13 protein-coding genes and 1 pseudogene are annotated in these 15,672 nt (G+C 69.4%); 9 read left to right on the forward strand and 5 right to left on the reverse strand.

Annotation, left to right across the window (positions count from 1 at the left end; genetic code table 11):
* The first annotated feature begins 10 nt into the window (after positions 1 to 10).
* Positions 11 to 1,087: a ScyD/ScyE family protein gene (locus tag ACWGSM_RS09475; RefSeq protein ID WP_452322665.1), complete on the forward strand. Its 1,077-nt coding sequence runs from the start codon at positions 11 to 13 to the stop codon at positions 1,085 to 1,087.
* Between the two features lie 296 nt (positions 1,088 to 1,383).
* On the opposite strand, the gene ACWGSM_RS09480 is transcribed toward ACWGSM_RS09475, so the two are convergent.
* A complete protein-coding gene (locus ACWGSM_RS09480) occupies positions 1,384 to 4,161 on the reverse strand; it encodes an immune inhibitor A domain-containing protein (RefSeq protein ID WP_452322666.1) in 2,778 nt (925 codons plus the stop codon).
* Between the two features lie 280 nt (positions 4,162 to 4,441).
* On the opposite strand from ACWGSM_RS09480, the gene ACWGSM_RS09485 reads away from it, so the two are divergent.
* From ACWGSM_RS09485 to mmsB, 3 genes are read left to right on the forward strand one after another with little or no spacing between them, the layout of a single operon-like run.
* Positions 4,442 to 5,944, forward strand: coding sequence for a CoA-acylating methylmalonate-semialdehyde dehydrogenase (locus ACWGSM_RS09485; protein WP_452322667.1), 1,503 nt, complete (start codon positions 4,442 to 4,444; stop codon positions 5,942 to 5,944).
* Positions 5,945 to 5,955: 11 nt separating this feature from the next.
* Entirely contained in the window at positions 5,956 to 7,146 is a 1,191-nt protein-coding gene (locus tag ACWGSM_RS09490) for an acyl-CoA dehydrogenase family protein (RefSeq protein WP_452322668.1), read from the forward strand.
* Positions 7,143 to 8,030, forward strand: coding sequence for a 3-hydroxyisobutyrate dehydrogenase (gene mmsB, locus ACWGSM_RS09495; RefSeq protein ID WP_452322669.1), 888 nt, complete (start codon positions 7,143 to 7,145; stop codon positions 8,028 to 8,030). The genes ACWGSM_RS09490 and mmsB overlap by 4 nt, the downstream gene beginning before the upstream one ends.
* 657 nt (positions 8,031 to 8,687) lie before the next feature.
* On the opposite strand, the pseudogene ACWGSM_RS09500 reads toward mmsB, so the two are convergent.
* Positions 8,688 to 8,861, reverse strand: a pseudogene (locus tag ACWGSM_RS09500) (ISL3 family transposase); the annotation flags it as partial.
* 258 nt (positions 8,862 to 9,119) lie between these two features.
* Here ACWGSM_RS09500 and ACWGSM_RS09505 point away from each other — a divergent pair.
* A complete protein-coding gene (locus tag ACWGSM_RS09505; RefSeq protein WP_452322670.1) occupies positions 9,120 to 9,896 on the forward strand; it encodes an enoyl-CoA hydratase-related protein in 777 nt (258 codons plus the stop codon).
* An 8-nt stretch (positions 9,897 to 9,904) separates the two neighbouring features.
* The gene (locus ACWGSM_RS09510; RefSeq protein WP_452322671.1) at positions 9,905 to 10,342 is read left to right on the forward strand and encodes a putative immunity protein; all 438 of its coding nucleotides are present in this window, start codon (positions 9,905 to 9,907) and stop codon (positions 10,340 to 10,342) included.
* A 153-nt stretch (positions 10,343 to 10,495) separates the two neighbouring features.
* Here ACWGSM_RS09510 and ACWGSM_RS09515 read toward each other — a convergent pair whose 3' ends face one another.
* From ACWGSM_RS09515 to ACWGSM_RS09525, 3 genes are all read right to left on the reverse strand, one after another.
* Positions 10,496 to 10,945 (reverse strand): YdeI/OmpD-associated family protein, encoded by a 450-nt coding sequence (locus ACWGSM_RS09515; protein ID WP_452322672.1) that lies wholly within the window; start codon positions 10,943 to 10,945, stop codon positions 10,496 to 10,498.
* Positions 10,946 to 11,047: 102 nt separating this feature from the next.
* A complete protein-coding gene (locus tag ACWGSM_RS09520; RefSeq protein WP_452322673.1) occupies positions 11,048 to 11,494 on the reverse strand; it encodes an SRPBCC family protein in 447 nt (148 codons plus the stop codon).
* Positions 11,494 to 12,030, reverse strand: coding sequence for a MarR family winged helix-turn-helix transcriptional regulator (locus ACWGSM_RS09525; protein WP_452322674.1), 537 nt, complete (start codon positions 12,028 to 12,030; stop codon positions 11,494 to 11,496). The genes ACWGSM_RS09520 and ACWGSM_RS09525 overlap by 1 nt, the downstream gene beginning before the upstream one ends.
* A gap of 116 nt (positions 12,031 to 12,146) precedes the next feature.
* On the opposite strand from ACWGSM_RS09525, the gene ACWGSM_RS09530 reads away from it, so the two are divergent.
* From ACWGSM_RS09530 to ACWGSM_RS09540, 3 genes are read left to right on the forward strand one after another with little or no spacing between them, the layout of a single operon-like run.
* Positions 12,147 to 12,923: an electron transfer flavoprotein subunit beta/FixA family protein gene (locus ACWGSM_RS09530; RefSeq protein WP_452322675.1), complete on the forward strand. Its 777-nt coding sequence runs from the start codon at positions 12,147 to 12,149 to the stop codon at positions 12,921 to 12,923.
* A 1-nt stretch (position 12,924) separates the two neighbouring features.
* A complete protein-coding gene (locus tag ACWGSM_RS09535) occupies positions 12,925 to 13,896 on the forward strand; it encodes an electron transfer flavoprotein subunit alpha/FixB family protein (protein WP_452322676.1) in 972 nt (323 codons plus the stop codon).
* Between the two features lie 2 nt (positions 13,897 to 13,898).
* Positions 13,899 to 15,641 carry a cytochrome b/b6 domain-containing protein gene (locus tag ACWGSM_RS09540; protein WP_452322677.1) on the forward strand — a complete coding sequence of 581 codons (1,743 nt, stop codon included), beginning with the start codon at positions 13,899 to 13,901 and terminating at the stop codon, positions 15,639 to 15,641.
* Positions 15,642 to 15,672: the final 31 nt, after the last annotated feature.

Below are 15,672 nucleotides of genomic sequence, written 5' to 3' on the forward strand. Positions count from 1 at the left end.
CGGAGGCATCATGCGCGTTCGTCGTGCACTCATCGCAGTGAGCGCCCTGTCGGCTCTCATTCTCACGACGCCGACGCTCGCGTCGGCGGCGGACCGGACGCCGGTGGTGAAGGAATGGTCGACGCAGCTCGCGGCGCCCTTCAGTCTCGCCGTCGAAGGTCACCGCCTGCTCATCGCCGACGGCGGGACGGGCACCGTCGGACAGCTTCAGCCGGACGGCAGCATCGCTCCCATCGTCGAGGGCGTTCCAGGGCTCGCGGGCCTCGCGATGCGCGGCTCGTGGATGGCCTACGGATCCTCGGTCGAGGACGGCGCCGCGGAGCCGCCCGTCATCACCGAGAGCGGCCTGAACATCCGAGACCCGCGCGGCGGGACCCGGTACGTCGATCTGCGGGCGTACGAGGATGCGAACAACCCCGATGCGGGCAATGCGTACGGCGTCACGGACCCGACGAGCTGCGCGGCGGGCACGGCCTACACGGGCCTGTACGACTCTCATGTCTACGGCGTCGCCGCCTGGCACAGGGGATGGCTGGTCGCGGACGCCGCCTCCAACGCGATCTATGAGGTGACGGACAAGGGGGAGGTCAGCACCCTCGCCGTGCTGCCGCCTGTTCCGGTCACCCTGACTGCGGAGACGGCGGGGATGCTGGGGCTGGGCGAGTGCGCCATCGGAGACGTCTACTATGCCGAGCCCGTTCCCACGGGCGTGGCGGTCGGGCCTGGAAGTGCGATCTACGTCACCACGCTGCCCGGCTTCCCGGGTGAGTCGGCGTCTCTGGGCGCGCTGTGGCGGATCGACAGCCGCACGGGCGCGATCAGCCCGGTGGCCTCGGGCTTCTCCGGCCCGACCAGCCTCGCCATCGCCGCGAACCGCGTGTACGTCGCTGAGCTGTTCGGTGCAGGGATATCTGTCGTCAAGGACGGCCAGGTGTCGCAGTTCGCTGCTCTGCCCGGGGCAGTGGGCGTGGCCGCATCCTCCAACGGCACCGTCTGGGCTTCGACGCTCGATCTCGCCGGCGGCCCGGGAACGCTGGTGAGCATCGCCAAGGGCGAGGTGAAGGTGCAGGCGCATCTGCGCCGGTGAGCGCCTGAGCGCGCGGCGTCCCGCGCGGAGATGAAGAGACCCCCGCCGACCCGATTCGGCGGGGGTCTCGCGGTCTGCGACCGCGGTGGGAGCCCGATGCTCACCACGGCGCGGCTGAGACAGGCACCCGATCCGGTCACGCTCTGTCGCCACGCACCGACAGTTCTACGCGACGCGGGTGACGCCGAGGTGAACGACAGGCCAACCTCCGGCATCCGCCTCCGATGCGCACGCGAAAGCGCCGGTCGCCTCTGAGAGGCGGCCGGCGCTTCCGGTGTGCGGTCAGCCCGCGACGGTCACTTCGCCTTGGGCGGGGTGACCGAGATGAGGGCTGCGGTGTCGTGCTGCATCGACTTCTTGACGGTGACCACCGTGCCGTAGCCGACGCCCGCGTCAGCGGGGTTGCCGCTGCCGAGGACGGTGCTTCCCAGGTTCAGGCCGTAGAGGTCCGTCGCCGGGGAGCCGTCCGCGTTCACCACGCGAGTGGTGTACGGGGCGTCGCCGACCGAGGGCACCACGACCGAGGCGTCGCGCAGCCGGTAGTAGAGGTCCTCACCACGAACTTCGATGCCGGGAACCCAGCCCTTGTCGTCGGTGAACGTGCTCACTGCCGGCTGCGGGGCGAACGTGGTGCACGCCTCGTTGTAGTTCGCGTCGACCGAGCAGTCCTTGAACGAGTACGTCGGCTGCGTGCCGAACGCGGCGTTCGAGCTCTGCGCGCGAGACGAGACGTTCTTCAACGGCGACGGGTCCATCTCGGCCTGTGCACCGGTGCGGCGCAGCGGGTCGAAGTGGCTGTCGACGAGAAGCAGGCCGCCCTTGGCGCCCCAGCTCGGCAGGGCCGTGTGGTTGGAGGCGACGTGGTTGGTGTCGCCGTAGGTGGTGTCGCGGTACCAGACCAGTGCGCCCGGTGCGTTGTACGGCACCTTCTCGACCTTCCACGCCTCGTCGCTGTACACCGTGGTGTAGCCGTACTTCAGGCCCTCGTCGAAGCCGTCGAGGTTACGCCACTCGACCAGGTAGTACTGCGCCTTGATCTGCGTGCCGCTGTCGTGGTGCCACCCCGCGCCGGACGTGTCGGTCCAGGTGCCGACCGCGGCCGTCCAGCCGTTGTCGCCGGACTCGACGTCATCGGTCCACACGGCGGCGCCGGCGCTGGTCAGCGCGAAGTCGTCGGCGAACCAGCCGCGCTCCTCGAACGCCGCGTCGGTCGCCTGACGCAGCCGCACCTGGATGTCCTGGCCGGCGAACGTCGTCAGGTCGATGTAGTCGTGGCGCCACCCGTCGCTGGAGCCGGTGAGCCCGTACTTCTTGCCCCCGAAGTCCTTCAGGCGTCCGTTCGGGTCGGAGTAGCCGTCATCGGTCGAGACGAGCGCGCCCGCCTCGTCGAAGACCTTCTGCTCGGCCCACGTCGCACCGCCGTCCGTCGAGACCTCGACGAAGCCGAAGTCCCAGTCCTCCTCGATCACGTAGTCGTTCCACATCCAGAACCGCGCGTCTGCGGGCACGTCGGCGATCGAACGGGTGAGGGTGACGTCGGCCCAGCTCTGGTCGGCCCCGGAGTACCACATGTCGGCGCCGCTGTGCGGGGTGCTCAGCACGATCTTCTTGTCGGGCAGGTTGATCTTGATGCCGTCCTCGGTGCCCTTCTTCGGGCGCGAGGTCTGGCCGACCTTGACGGTGCTGGCCCTGTCGCCGGGGTTCACGACCTTCGGGTCGACCCAGCCGAGCACCCACTTGTCCCACAGGCCCATGTGGGTCGGCATCGACTGGAAGATCGGACCCGAGTGCGAGCCCGAACTCATCAGATCCCAGAAGTCGATGTCGGAGTCGCCGGCATTCGACGTGTCGTACAGGTCGGGGAGTCCCAGATCGTGGCCGTACTCGTGGGCGAAGACGCCCACGCCCGAGTCCTCGGGCTGAACGATGTAGTTGGAGATCTTCAGGTCGGTGCCCGGGATCGACGCACCCCCGGCGACAGCCGACGAGTGCGCCCAGATGGCGTAGGTGCCCTCGGCGCCGCCGCCGCCGGACTTGTCGGCGCCCGCGTGCACGAGCACCACGTGGTCGATCACGCCGTCGGGCTCGAGCACGTTGCCGTCGCCGTCACGGTCGCCCTGATCCTCGATGTCGTAGTCGGCCCACGGGAAGTCCGGGTTCTGTGCCGCCACGGCGGCGACGGCGTCGATGGGCAGCTGCCCGGGTCCGAGCGGGTTGTCGGGGTGGCCCTGCATGTCCTGCATGGGGCCCGCCTCCCATTCGCCGGCGGCGTTCTTATGGCAGACGGTCGCACCGTAGTAGCCCTCGGAATGCGGCACGGTGACCCATTCGGTGGCGGAGCCGCTGAGCGAGTAGCCGCCGCGCGACATCTCCTCGTACATGTTCTTCATCGTGTAGCCCGAGATGTCGAAGCCGGGCTTGCCGTCGGGGCCGGTGAGGTCGGTGCGCACGCGCTCGGTGATGCCCTCGTCGGTGAACAGCATCTTGTTGAAGTGCTCACTCGAGAAGTCCGGCACCCACATCGAGTTGTTGTCGAGATGCGCGGTGTCGGCCGGGTTCGGGATGCTGTTGTGCAGGGTCGGGCCCTGCACGCTGCCCGGCTTGCAGTCGGTGGCGCCGAACTCGGTCGGCACGTACAGGTCGCTGAAATCGTCGGTGCCGTCGAACTCGACGAGGATCGTGAGCAGCTTCGCCTGCTGCGTGGTCTTCGCCTTCTTCAGCTGCTTCGGGCTCTTGCCCGTCTTCAGCGACTTCGCCTCGGTCTTGGCCAGCTGCGCTGCGGCCTTCGGATTGCCCTGGGCGAACTTCTGGTCATGCGCGGCGGCCCGCTCGAAGGCCTTTCCGCTCACCGAGCGCTTCTGCTGACCGCTGGTGTCGGCGATGGGCGTGTCGGCGGGCACCTCGACGATGCTGTCGGTGCGCGGAGCGACGTAGTTCATGTAGTACTCGCCGGCTCCAATCTCGGGCGCCGCCATCGGCGTCCCGCTGTCGGGCGACGGAGCCGCCGTCGCGGTCGCGCCGCCGAAGGCCGTGAGGCCCGCGGCTGCGATCACGAAGGCGGACGTCGCGGCCACCGCGCGTCGTCGCGCTGGGGCAGTCCGTTGTGACATTGCTTCTCCCTCCGGACACCGTCGCGTAGGGGTTTCGCAACGGTGCGAATGACGCGCCCCGGTCGGAGCGCATATACGGGTCTACCTGTCGAAACGCTGAGAGGGAAGAGGAAACGCAGGAAATCTTGAGCCGACGCAAAGCAGAGGCTCAGCGCGTGGGCATTACTAGGAAGCCCTAGTTATTACTCGGACGGCCGCGTATCGTTGTCAGTGTGCCAAAGACGGCGCAGAGGAGTGTCACACAATGACTCGGATGATCCCCCACTTCATAGGCGGAAAGCACGTCGAACCCACCGGCAGCCGCATGGCCGACGTCTTCGAGCCGAGCACGGGCGCCGTGCAGGCCCGCGTCCCGCTCGCCACGACCGACGAGGTCCGCGCGGCGATCGACGTCGCCGAGGCCGCGCAGCCCGCCTGGGCCGCCACGAATCCGCAGAAGCGAGCGCGCGTGCTCATGCGCTTCGTCGATCTCGTGAACCGCGACATGGACGAGATCGCCCGCCTGCTCTCGAGCGAGCACGGCAAGACCTTCGACGATGCCAAGGGCGACGTGCAGCGCGGGCTCGAGGTCATCGAGTTCTGCATCGCCGCTCCGCACCTGCTCAAGGGCGAGTACTCCACCGGCGTCGGCACCGGCATCGACGTCTACTCCATGCGCCAGCCGCTGGGTGTCGTGGCCGGCATCACCCCGTTCAACTTCCCGGCCATGATCCCGCTGTGGAAGGCGGGGCCCGCCCTCGCATCCGGCAACAGCTACGTGCTCAAGCCGAGCGAGCGCGATCCCTCCGTGCCGGTGAAGCTGGCCGAGCTGTTCCTCGAGGCGGGCCTTCCGGCCGGCGTCTTCAACGTCGTGCACGGCGACAAGGAGGCGGTGGATGCCCTGATCACCGACCCCCGCATCCAGGCCGTGGGCTTCGTCGGATCCACCCCGATCGCCGAGTACATCTACACGACCGCGACCGCGAACGGCAAGCGCGCCCAGTGCTTCGGCGGCGCCAAGAACCACCTCATCGTCCTGCCGGATGCCGACCTCGATCAGGTCGCGGACGCCCTGATGGGCGCCGGTTTCGGGTCGGCGGGCGAGCGCTGCATGGCGATCTCGGTCGCGGTTCCGGTGGGGGAGGAGACGGCGGATGCCCTTGCCGCCAAGCTCACCGAGCGCGTCGCCGAGCTGAAGGTCGGGCCGTCGCTCGAGGAGGGCATGGACTACGGCCCGCTGATCACTCGCGACGCCGTGAACCGGGTCACCGGCTACATCCAGCAGGGCCTCGACGAGGGCGCCACGCTGCTCGCGGATGGCCGAGGGTTCTCGGTCGACGGCCACCAGGAGGGCTTCTATCTCGGCCCGACACTGTTCGACCACGTCACCACTGACATGGCGATCTATCGCGAGGAGATCTTCGGCCCGGTGCTCGTGATCGTGCGCGCCGCCGACTACGAAGAGGCGCTGGCCATGGCATCCGACCACGAATACGGAAACGGGGTGTCGATCTTCACCCGCGACGGCGACGCCGCGCGCGACTTCACCGCCCGCGTGAACGTGGGCATGGTCGGCGTGAACGTGCCCATCCCCGTGCCGATCGCGTACTTCACCTTCGGCGGCTGGAAGCGCAGCGGATTCGGCGACCTCAACCAGCACGGCACCGACGCGTTCCGCTTCTACACGAAGACCAAGACGGTGACGAGCCGCTGGCCCTCCCACGGGGTCCGCGACGGCGCGAGCTTCGTCATCCCCACGATGTCCTAGGAGCCGGAGCCATGACCATGATCGAACCGACCGCCGTCACCGCCGAGGAGCGCGAGGCGATCCTCGGCGCCGTGCGCGAATACGCCGAGACCGAGCTCGCCCCGCACGCGGCCGAGCGCGACGAGAAGCACATCTTCCCGCGGGAGTCGCTGCGTCGCGGCGGCGAACTGGGCCTGGGCGGCATCTACGTCGGCGAGCAGTTCGGCGGCACGGCCCTGAGCCGCACGGACACCATCGCCATCTTCGAGGAGCTCGCGAAGGGCGACCCCGCGGTCGCCGCGTACATCTCCATCCACAACATGGTGGCGTGGATGATCGACACCTACGGCGACGACGACCAGCGCGCGCAGTGGCTGCCGGCGCTGACCGCCATGCAGCAGTTCGGCGGCTACTGCCTGACCGAGCCGGGTGTCGGATCGGATGCCGCCAACCTCGCCACCAGCGCAGTTCGCGACGGCGACGACTACCTGATCACGGGTGTGAAGCAGTTCATCTCGGGTGCGGGCGAGGCCGGGGTCTACGTCGTCATGGCGCGCACCGGCGATCAGGGCTCGGGTGCGAAGGGCATCTCGGCGTTCCTCGTGCCCGGTGATACCGAGAACCTCAGCTTCGGCGCGAACGAGAAGAAGATGGGCTGGCACGCCCAGCCCACTCGCCAGGTCATCTTCGACGGAGTTCGGGTTCCGGCATCCGCCCTGCTCGGGGAGGAGGGGCGCGGCTTCGCGATCGCCATGTCGGCGCTCAACGGGGGCCGGCTGAACATCGCCGCCTGCTCGCTGGGGGGCGCGCAGTGGGCGATCGAGAAGGCGGTGCAGTACGTGCACGAGCGGGTCGCGTTCGGTGAGCCGCTCGCCGAGAAGCAGTCGATCCTGTTCGCGATCGCCGACATGCGCACCGAGCTGCAGGCCGCGCGCCTGATGGTGCGCGACGGTGCGCAGGCGGTCGACGAGAAGGCTCCGGATGCCACGATGCGCTGCGCCATGGCCAAGCGCTTCGCCACCGATGCGGGCTTCGAGGTCGCCAACCGGGCGCTGCAGCTGCACGGCGGCTACGGCTATCTGCAGGACTACGGCATCGAGCGGGTGGTGCGCGACCTGCGCGTGCACCAGATCCTGGAGGGGACGAACGAGATCATGCGACTCATCGTCGGACGCGAGATGCTGCGCCCGGCGGGCTCGGCGTCTATGCGGAGCGCATCATGACCCGCATCGCGTTCCTCGGGCTCGGGCACATGGGGCTGCCGATGGCCGTGAATCTCGTGCAGGCGGGGCACGACGTGCACGGGTTCGACCTCGTGCCCGCCGCGATCGACGCCGCGCGCGAGGCGGGCATGCCGGTCGCCGCCAGCGGTGCCCAGGCGGTGGCGGATGCCGAGGTCGTGATCACGATGTTCCCGGCCGGCAGGCACGTGATCGCCGCATACCAGGACGAGCTGCTCGCGGCCGCGCCGCCGGGGACCCTGTTCATCGAATCGTCGACCATCGCCGTAGACGAGGCGCGCACCGCGCACGAACTGGCGATCGCCGCGGGACACCGCAATGTCGACGCACCCGTCTCGGGCGGAGTGGTGGGCGCCGAGAACGGCACACTCGCTTTCATGGTCGGCGGCTCCGACGAGGACTTCGCCTCGGCGCTGCCGTTGCTCGAGGCGATGGGCAAGCGCATCGTGCACTGCGGCGGGCCGGGCCTCGGTCAGGCGGCGAAGGTGTGCAACAACATGGTCCTCGCGGTGTCGCAGATCGCGGTCGCCGAGGCGTTCGTGCTCGGCGAGCGACTCGGTCTCGAGCATCAGGCGCTCTTCGACGTCGTCTCACAGGCATCCGGTCAGTGCTGGTCGATCACGACCAACTGTCCGGTCCCTGGGCCGGTGCCGACCAGCCCGGCCAACCGCGACTACCAGCCCGGCTTCGCCGGAGCGCTCATGGCGAAGGATCTCGGGCTGGCCCTGCAGGCGATCGAGCAGACGGGGACGGATGCCAGGATGGGCCGCCTCGCTCAGCAGCTGTACGCCGCATTCGCCGAGGGCGAGGGTGCGGGCCGTGACTTCTCGGGCATCATCACCGACATCCGCGGGGGCACGGTCTGAGGGGGTCCGGATGCCGGCGGCTGGGCCCATATGGTCGCCTCGTGCGCGTGGATGCGGCCTTTCGGGCCCAGTAGGACCGGCGGAGCTGGGCCCACAAAGGTCGACTGGGCCCATGTGGTCGCCTCGTCCGCGTGGATGTGGCCTTAAGTCGGGCGCAGCGAAGGTAGCGTGGAGCACGTCGAGGTCTTCCGATGGTGAGTGTGAGAACTTCCATCCTGGAAGACCTCGACACCTCACCTGCCAACGCCGCGCGACCCGACCCACACTCTCAACTACGAAGAGCCGGTAACCTGTCGCGCATGGACGTACTCGTTATCGCAGGGGCTGCGTTGCTGGGCCTCGGTCTGACTATCTGGGCCGTGGGTGATCTACTCGGACAGCGAGCAAGGGCGACCAACCGCCGCAGGTGGCAGTAGCGCTGAGACTGGCCCTGTCGGAGGGTGGAGGCTCACAAAGCAGACTTGTCGTCAGTCCTGGACGTTGAATAGACGCAGGTAGTACCTCACAGCGGTGGCGTGATCGTCGTTCTCGGCAGCTTCCCTCGCTAGAGCTGACACACGAGCAGCCCCGTCAACAGCGAGTCTCGCCGCCACGGATGTTCCCAGGTCTGTCGTTCCTGTCGCGATGCGCCGACCATAGCCGGTTGGATCATTCATTGTCACGCAGCACACCCTCGGCACCGCACTTGCGGCACCACGGGTCCGGACCGACGACACGGCACTGGATGACCGCCCGATCAGGATCGAGTCGCTGCCCGACAGCTTCGAGCCCGAGCTCGTCGAGGCGGCAGAACGTGGTCAAGTCGGGCGCAGCGAAGGTAGCGTGGAGCACGTCGAGGTCTTCCGATGGTGAGTGTGAGAACTTCCATCCTGGAAGACCTCGACACCTCACCCCGCCAACGCCGCGCGACCCGACCCACACTCTCAACTACGAAGAGCCCCCATATGGCCGCCTCGCCCGCGTGGATGCGGCCATATGGGACCAGCGGCAGAAGGGTCGACGACCTGCCGCACCTCGGCGGGCGGCTGCGACGCCGTGGCGACCTGAGATACTGGAGGCGCCGCGATGTGGCGGCGGGAGGGGAGCGACATGTCCGAGTACGAGACGATCCTTGTCGAACAGCGAGGACGGGTGGGCTGGATCACCCTCAACCGGCCGGAGGCGCTGAACGCGCTGAACGGCCAGGTTTCCGAGGAGGTCGCGGCTGCGGCATCCGCCTTCGATGCCGACGACAGCGTCGGCGCGATCGTGGTGACCGGCTCGGAGCGCGCGTTCGCCGCGGGCGCCGACATCAAGGAGATGGAGTCGAAGACCGGCGCCGAGATGCTCGACACCGACCACTTCGGCGCGTGGACTCGCTTCGCCGCGGTGCGGACGCCCGTGATCGCCGCCGTATCGGGCTACGCCCTCGGCGGTGGCTGCGAGCTGGCGATGATGTGCGACATCATCCTCGCCGCCGACACTGCCACGTTCGGCCAGCCCGAGATCAACCTCGGCGTCGTGCCGGGCATGGGCGGTACGCAGCGGCTCATCCGCGCGGTCGGGTACTACAAGGCTGCCGAGCTCATCCTGTCGGGTCGACTGATCAAGGCCGACGAGGCGGAGCGCATCGGGCTCGTCTCGCGCGTGGTTCCCGCGGCCGACCTGCTCGATGAGGCGACCGCGCTCGCCGAGACGATCGCCTCGAAGTCGCTGCCGTCGCTGTACGCCGCCAAGGCGACGCTGGATGCCGCGATGGAGACCACCCTCGCAGCCGGCCTCGACGTCGAGAAGCGTCAGTTCGCCGCGCTGTTCGACACGGCGGATCAGAAGGAGGGGATGGCCGCGTTCCGTGAGAAGCGCCCCCCTCATTTCCAACACCGATGAGCATCGCCATGGAAGCGCTGCCTGACGACGACGACCTGACCCTCTCCGAAGCCGACCGCCGCGACCTCGTGCAGTGGACGGTGGCATGCGCCGAACGGATGCTGCCGCTGTTCCTCGCCGAGCGCCCGCACGACCCGCGTCCACGAGAGGCGCTGGATGCCGCAGAGGCGTTCCTGCGCGGTGAGCTCAGCATCGACGAGGTGCGTGAGCGGGCGTTCGCCTGCCATGCCGCGGCCCGGGAATCGACGGACGCGAACGCCATCGCCGCGGCGCGCGTGTGCGGTCAGGCGGCGGCCGTCGCCCACATGGCCGGGCATGCCCGGCAGGTTCCGCGGTACACGGCGAAGGCGTTCCCCGGGGACCGATCGCGTCGCGACGAGGAACTCGCCTGGCAGCGGATGCGCGTGCCTGAGCGCTTCGACCACTACGTCTACGAGGGCGACTGACGCCCGCGTATCGCGCACCGGCGGCCGGATGCCCGGCCAGGTCTCGCGAGACTTGCGTTTCAGCATGAGACAGCGCTCCGGGAGCTCGGTCTCGTGCCGGAACGGAAGTCTCGCCGGTGTGTGCCCCGCCGAGCGGTGCGGTCAGTTGCAGGATCAGACGGCGGTGCGCAACTCGGCGAGTGCCTTCTCGAGACGGCGCTGACGGGTGGCACCCTGCTTCGCGTCGGCGATCGAACGGGCGATCTCCTTCCGGCGCGAGTACGAGAGTCGCTCGAAGGCGGCGCGTGCCACCGGATCCGCCTGAAGCGCCGCGGCGAGCACCTCGGGCACGTCGACGGTGCGCTCACCGGCATCCGGGGCGATGACCACGTCGAACTCGTCGCCGAGTTCGACGCCCATCTCGGCGCGCACCGCCTTGCTGAACCCGATGAGGTTCTTGCCACCCATGCGGGCGAGGCGCAGTCGAGCCGATCGATCGCCGATCGTCACCACGACCGGAAACGCCTTCGCGTCGCTCAACGCCGCCACCTGGTCGTCGTCGAGCACGATGGCTCCGGCCGGGCCCATCGGCTCGAGAACGGTGTGCAGCGTCAGCTCGCTCATGCCGGTCAGCTTAGGAGCCGTTGCGCTCTCTCGCGTCGAATCGCTCGAATTGCGCCGTTCCTGCCGGATCCGGTGCCAAATGAGCGATTCGAACGCCGGGGGTCAGGCGAAATAGGCGCTGATCGCATCGTCGCGCTCTGTGATCACCCGGATCAGGTGACGGCGCACGGCGGCGGCATCCACGACTCGCCCCAGCGGGCCGAGCGGAGAGCGGAAGTCGATCGTGTCGCGCATGAGAGTGGCGCCGTCGAGAGGCACGAACTCGTGCGTGTGCACGAACGACCCGAACGGTCCGCGAACCTGGCGGTCACGGAAGCGACGGGGGCGATCGACGTCGAACACGAGCGAGGTCATCCGGAACCGCAGACCGAAGTGCCGGGCGCTCCAGGTGATCTGCTCACCTTCCTCGAGGTGGCCCGACGTGCGTCCCGATGCCACGCGCTCGCCGTGCGAGCGCTGCGACGCGAGGTGCAGGCCCACGTCGAGCGAGACGTCGAACACCTCTTCCGGCGGCGCGGGGATGACGCGCTCGAGAGTGAACGACGGCATCAGAGCGGGTCGGGAAGCGGCCTCGGGTCGGCGAAGTCGCCGGCGTTCTTGCGCAGCCGGGCGACGATGCCGACCAGGGATGCCGCATCGTCGGCGTCGAGGCCGGGGGAGGAGAACACCTCGGTGTTCAGCGCTGCGGTGGCGCGTTCGACGAGGTCGCGACCGGACTCGGTGAGGGTCAGCAGCGCGGCGCGTCCGTCATGCGGATGCGGGTCGCGGCGCACCAGGCCGTCGCGCACCAGGCGCTCGGCGGTGCTGGTGACGCTGGTCGCGTGCACCTGCAGCCGGGCGACGACGCTCGAGAGCGGCAGTGTGCCGGTGCGGCTGAACGCGAGCAGTCGCAGCACCTCGTAGCGGGCGAAGGTGACCTCGAAGGGCTTCAGGGCGGCATCCACCCGCGCCAGCAGCAGCTGCTGCGCGCGCATGACCGACGTCACCACGGCCATGCCCTCCGCCGCGTCGGTCCAGCCGTGCGCGAGCCACTGCCTCTTCGCCTCGGCGAGAGGATCGATGGGAAGGGGGCGGGGGCGGGCCATACGTCAACGCTATCGGCAAGCCGCCCCGCACGAGAGCGAGACTGAGTATCATAAGATGTGACACCTGATTCCAGAAGATCGCGCGGGTAGGATCGAACCTGCGCGAAGGAGGTTCGATGAAGATCTACGTCCTGGTGAAGGAAGTGCCCGACACCTACGGAGACCGCAAGCTCGATCTCGAGACCGGTCTGGCCGATCGAGCGGCAGGCGATGTCGTGCTCGACGAGATCACCGAGCGAGCGCTCGAAGTCGCGCTCTCGTACGCCGACAAGAACCCCGGCACCGAGGTCGTGAGCCTGTCGATGGCTCCGGAATCGGCCACCGCATCCGTTCGCCGGTCACTCGCCATCGGCGCAGGCTCCGCAGTCCACGTCGTCGACGACGAGCTGCGGGGAGCCGACCTGACCCTCACGGCGGAGGCGCTCGCCGCCGCGATCCGTCGCGGCGAGCCCGACCTGGTCATCACCGGCAACCTCTCCACCGACGGCGTGGGCGGTGTCATCCCCGCCATGCTGGCCGAGCACCTCGGCTGGGCGCAGGCGACCGCGCTCAGCGCGGTCGAGATCGGTGACGGGCAGCTGACCGGCACCCGCACCGGCGACGCGGGCACGCAGGACGTCACTGTGCCGCTGCCGGCCGTCATCTCCATCACCGAGGCGCTTCCGGATGCCCGGTTCCCCAACTTCAAGGGCATCATGGCCGCCAAGAAGAAGCCCCTCGAGGTGCTCTCGCTGGCCGACCTGGGCGTCTCGGCGGACCCGGCACTCGCCCCCCGCACGATCATGACGAGTGTCGCGGAGAAGCCGGCGCGCGCCGCTGGCGTCAAGATCACCGACGAGGGCGACGCGGCGGCGCAGCTCGTCGAATTCCTCGCGCAGAACAGGCTGGTGTGACATGGCGTACCCCGAGAAGTCGATCCTCGTCCTCGTCGATGTCGACCCGTCCGGCGCTGCAGCCAGCAGCACCGCGGCGCTCATCGGCGCGGCCTCGACGATCGGAGCGCCCGTGGCGCTCATCGTCGGCGGCGGCCAGGACGCCACCGATGCCGCGGCGGCGGCCGGCGCGCAGGTCGTGCTCACGGCACCCGGCGACCCGTTGTCGCTGACCGTTCCCGTCGTCGACGCCCTGCAGGCCGCCCACCGCCAGGTGCAGCCTGACGCCGTGCTCATCTCGAACTCGATCGCCGGTCGGGATGTCGCGGGCCGCTTCGCCGTGCGCGAGAAGCTCGCTCTCTCGGTCGACGCGGTCGGCGTCTCGCGCGACGACGAGGGCGTGACGGCCCAGCACTCCGTCTACGGCGGCTCGTACCTCACCGATTCCGCGCCCACCTTCGGCGCGCCCGTGATCACCATCCGCCAGGGTGCCGTCGACACACGTGCCGAGGCGGTCGCCTCGCCCGTGGTCGAGGAGCTGTCGGTCACGGCATCCGGCGCCGCAGCCGCGACCGCAGGCGACATCGCCGCCGAGGCGAAGACCTCGTCGCGGCCCGAGCTGCGCGGAGCCACCCGGGTCGTCTCGGGCGGTCGCGGCCTGGGATCGAAGGAGAAGTTCGTGCTGGTCGAGCAGCTGGCCGACGCGCTCGGCGCGGCGATCGGCGCCTCGCGTGCTGCGGTGGATGCCGGATACATCCCCTACGCGCACCAGGTCGGGCAGACCGGCGTGTCGGTCTCGCCGCAGCTGTACATCGCGCTCGGCATCTCGGGTGCGATCCAGCACCGCGCCGGCATGCAGACCGCGAAGACCATCGTCGCGATCAACAAGGACGGCGACGCCCCGATCTTCGACGTCGCCGACTTCGGCATCGTCGGTGACGTGTTCACCGTGGTGCCGCAGCTGATCGAGGCGCTCGAAGCCCGGAAGAAGTGACCATGGCCGCAACCATCCGCCGCGGCCTTCCGCGGGTGAAGGGCGGCGAGCCGTGGCCTCCCGCCACCGAGATCGAGGCGCCGATTCCGGCGGCCGCAGAGTCGACCGCTGCGGCGCCGAGCGCCGCGGATGCCGCCGCGCCCGCCACCTCGTCGCCCGAAGACGCGGCGGCGTCGACGACCGACGGCGTGGTCGCCACTCCGGCTGCGCCTGCCGTCGCCTCGGCTCCGGTCGCCTCGGCTCCGGATGCCGCTGCCACTGCCGGCGTGCGCCTGCGGCGCGGGCTTCCTCGTGTGGCGGGCGGTGAGCCCTGGCCTCCCGCGGACGCTGCGGCCGCGGCATCCGCAGCCCCTGTTTCGCCTGCCGCCGCCCCGAGCGCTGTGTCGGCTGCTGCGGCGCCGGCGGGCACGGACACGACATCACCCACGCGCGAAGCATCCCCTGGTGAAGAGAAGGTGACGTCGGCGACAGGCGCTGCGCTCGCCGCGCAGACCGCCGCTCCCGCGTCGGGGGATGCCGGTGGCGCGGTGCGCCGGGGACTCCCGCGCGTCGCCGGAGGGGAGCCGTGGCCGCCGGCCGGCACCTTCGCCGCGATCGCCGGCGCCGCGATCGCCGGCGCCTCAACCGCCGGCGCCGAAGCCGCCGCGTCACCGGCAGCACCCGCCTCCACCGAGGCGCCCACGGCCGCGACGAGCGAAGCGACCGCTGACCAGGAGGTCGCCCTCGCAGCATCCAAGTCCGACATCTCCACCCCGCTGTCGTTCCCGCGCAGTGTCTGGCCGGGCCGCGCGCCGCGGCACGCGGCCGCACCCCTGCCCGAACCATCTCCGCTGCGGCCGACCTGGCCGCAGGCCATCGGCGGGCTGCTGGGCCTGGCGGGCCTCGGCCTGCTGGCCGTCGCCGGGGTGTTCCTCGTACGCGCCTTCCTCAGCACTTCGTTCATGCAGGACTTCCTCGCGACGTACCCGGGTGAGTACCACCCGGCCGTCGCGGTCGAGCCGGGCTTCGCCCCGTGGACGAACTGGGCGCACTTCTTCAACATCTTCCTGATGGTGCTGATCATCCGCTCGGGACTGCGCGTGCGCAGCGAGAAACGACCCACCGTGTTCTGGACTCCGCGCCGCGACAGCAAGGGCAAGATCAGCCTGACGCTGTGGTTCCACCAGGCGCTCGACCTGCTGTGGATCATCAACGGCGTCATCTTCGTCGTGCTGCTCGTCACCACCGGTCACTGGGCGCGCATCGTGCCGACGAGCTGGGAGGTCTTCCCGAACGCGCTGTCGGCGGGGCTGCAGTACGTCTCGTTCGACTGGCCGACCGACAACGGCTGGGTGAACTACAACGCCCTGCAGCAGCTGGCCTACTTCGTCACGGTGTTCGTCGCCGCGCCGCTCGCGATCGTCACCGGATTCCGGATGTCGGGGCTGTGGCCGAAGAATGCCGAGAAGCTGTCGAAGGCATACCCGGTCGAATGGGCTCGCGCGCTGCACTTCCCGGTGATGCTGTACTTCGTCGCGTTCATCATCGTGCACGTCGCGCTCGTGTTCCTCACCGGGGCGCTGCGCAACCTCAACCACATGTTCGCCGCGCAGGGATCGGTCGACGGCATCGCGTACGCGGATGTGTGGACCGGGTTCTGGGTGTTCGTGCTGGCGATGGCGGTCGTCGCCGGCGGCTGGTTCGCCGCCCGTCCGCTGGTGCTGGCTCCGATCGCCAAGCTGTTCGGGCAGGTGTCCGGCCGCTGATCCGGCATCCGTCTGCTCCTATCGTCCGCGC

It is taken from the genome of Microbacterium sp. NPDC055521, from assembly GCF_053619695.1.

Bases quoted from the DNA above. Each gene is read 5' to 3' on its own strand.
- ACWGSM_RS09525 (WP_452322674.1), bottom strand. From the start codon at position 12,030: ATGGCCCGCCCCCGCCCCCTTCCCATCGATCCTCTCGCCGAGGCGAAG.
- mmsB (WP_452322669.1), top strand. From the start codon at position 7,143: ATGACCCGCATCGCGTTCCTCGGGCTCGGGCACATGGGGCTGCCGATG.
- ACWGSM_RS09535 (WP_452322676.1), top strand. From the start codon at position 12,925: ATGGCGTACCCCGAGAAGTCGATCCTCGTCCTCGTCGATGTCGACCCG.
- ACWGSM_RS09475 (WP_452322665.1), top strand. From the start codon at position 11: ATGCGCGTTCGTCGTGCACTCATCGCAGTGAGCGCCCTGTCGGCTCTC.
- ACWGSM_RS09540 (WP_452322677.1), top strand. From the start codon at position 13,899: ATGGCCGCAACCATCCGCCGCGGCCTTCCGCGGGTGAAGGGCGGCGAG.
- ACWGSM_RS09505 (WP_452322670.1), top strand. From the start codon at position 9,120: ATGTCCGAGTACGAGACGATCCTTGTCGAACAGCGAGGACGGGTGGGC.
- ACWGSM_RS09510 (WP_452322671.1), top strand. From the start codon at position 9,905: ATGGAAGCGCTGCCTGACGACGACGACCTGACCCTCTCCGAAGCCGAC.
- ACWGSM_RS09530 (WP_452322675.1), top strand. From the start codon at position 12,147: ATGAAGATCTACGTCCTGGTGAAGGAAGTGCCCGACACCTACGGAGAC.
- ACWGSM_RS09490 (WP_452322668.1), top strand. From the start codon at position 5,956: ATGACCATGATCGAACCGACCGCCGTCACCGCCGAGGAGCGCGAGGCG.
- ACWGSM_RS09520 (WP_452322673.1), bottom strand. From the start codon at position 11,494: ATGCCGTCGTTCACTCTCGAGCGCGTCATCCCCGCGCCGCCGGAAGAG.
- ACWGSM_RS09515 (WP_452322672.1), bottom strand. From the start codon at position 10,945: ATGAGCGAGCTGACGCTGCACACCGTTCTCGAGCCGATGGGCCCGGCC.
- ACWGSM_RS09485 (WP_452322667.1), top strand. From the start codon at position 4,442: ATGACTCGGATGATCCCCCACTTCATAGGCGGAAAGCACGTCGAACCC.